3 protein-coding genes are annotated in these 1,464 nt (G+C 30.5%); all 3 read right to left on the minus strand.

Annotation, left to right across the window (positions count from 1 at the left end):
- On the minus strand, positions 1-296 hold a 296-nt coding region (locus tag AC3WVG_RS11815), incomplete at its 3' end, for a metallophosphoesterase (RefSeq protein ID WP_488798318.1).
- Entirely contained in the window at positions 293-769 is a 477-nt protein-coding gene (locus AC3WVG_RS11820) for a hypothetical protein (RefSeq protein WP_488798319.1), read from the minus strand. The genes AC3WVG_RS11815 and AC3WVG_RS11820, both read right to left, overlap by 4 nt.
- Positions 766-1,314: a nucleotidyltransferase domain-containing protein gene (locus tag AC3WVG_RS11825; RefSeq protein WP_488798320.1), complete on the minus strand. Its 549-nt coding sequence runs from the start codon at positions 1,312-1,314 to the stop codon at positions 766-768. Before AC3WVG_RS11825 ends, AC3WVG_RS11820 begins: the two co-directional genes overlap by 4 nt.
- Between the last annotated feature and the right edge of the window lie 150 nt (positions 1,315-1,464).

The raw sequence follows: 1,464 nt of genomic DNA on the forward strand, positions 1-1,464 counted from the left end.
AAATCTCCAATTTGTACAGAATCTCTAACTACAATAAAATCTTTGATAGATTTATCATGATTTCCTTTAATGAGGATAATAGTTCCATTAAGTTTTTCTCTTGTTTCTTTAACTTTCGATTTACTGCCAAGTGCAAAATCTCCTAAGTGTATCACTAAATCATTTTTCCCAACTTTCTTATTCCACTTCTCTATCATTACCTTATCCATTTCCTCAACTGTCTTGAATGGTCTTTTGCAATACTCAATAATATTCTTGTGGTGGAAATGATGATCTGCTGTTATGAAGGTTTTCATCTTTTCTTGTTCTCCCCCTCTTTAGTCAACTTATCCAAAAAATCTCTTAATTTCTGATAATTCTTTTTTGTAAATTCTATGACTTTTTCTGCATATTCTTTATCCAAAATTGTTCCGTAATAAAGCATGCCGTTTCTGAAAAATCTAATTTGATCTAGGAATTGAATATCTTGCTCTTTGAATTGCATATTTCTCCAATAAGAAACTTCTGCCTCATGTGCTTTAAAGCCAGAAGCATTCAATCCTTCAAGAAGCATTTTAGCTCTTGTCAATTCCATCAGAATATCATAACAATTTTTTACATAATCATTGGCATTATGATTTCCAATACCCATGTTTTTTATGAGTTTAAGCAAATAATCATAACCTTGTTCTGCTTCCATTATTAAAAATCTTGATCTTGATTTATCAGGTGCCTGTCTTTTGACAATTCCCATTCTAATAAATTCATCAAATTGCTTTACTCCTCTCATATTTCAATTCCTCCTGCAAGAACAATCCCATTGAATATATTTTCCCTTAAGTGTTTATGAATCTCTTTAAAAGAAGGATAAAAATTAATGAATATAGTTCTCTCAAGAGTTTTTTCAAAATTAGTTAATTTAATAGTTTTCTCTTTCCTTCCAATCACTGCAATATCTATATCAGAGGTTGTTGTATCATCACCTCTGGAATAACTTCCAAAAAGAATTATTGTTGCTCCGGCAAATTCCTTTTCTAAAAAATCTACTAATCCAGAACTATAAACTTGCCTTAAATTATCTACTCTTTTTAATTGAATAACCTTATGGTTATCTCTATTTAACTCTATAGACCATCTTTTAGAGTCTTCATCTTGTTTTACATTTATTAAGCCTTCTTCCTCTAATCTAGGAAGAGCTTTCATAACTGCTGGCTGTGTTACTCCAAGAATCCTGGCTATCCCCCTCTGATTTAAAGACATTCCTGCCTTTACAAACAATACTCTTAATATTTCCTGTTGGAGTGTGGTTAACTCCTGTTTATATATATTTACCATAGTAAAGTTATGTTTACTTAGGTTTATAAAGATTGCTATACCCTGCTTTATACTTTCAAAAGTATAACCATTTATAAAACCTTATACTTTTCATCGTATAAGCATTTTTTCTGTTTGCAATAAGCCCAGGAATAGTAGTGTTATCTAAAA

The organism is Desulfovulcanus sp., assembly GCF_982781345.1.

Bases quoted from the DNA above. Each gene is read 5' to 3' on its own strand.
- AC3WVG_RS11820 (WP_488798319.1), bottom strand. From the start codon at position 769: ATGAGAGGAGTAAAGCAATTTGATGAATTTATTAGAATGGGAATTGTC.
- AC3WVG_RS11825 (WP_488798320.1), bottom strand. From the start codon at position 1,314: ATGGTAAATATATATAAACAGGAGTTAACCACACTCCAACAGGAAATA.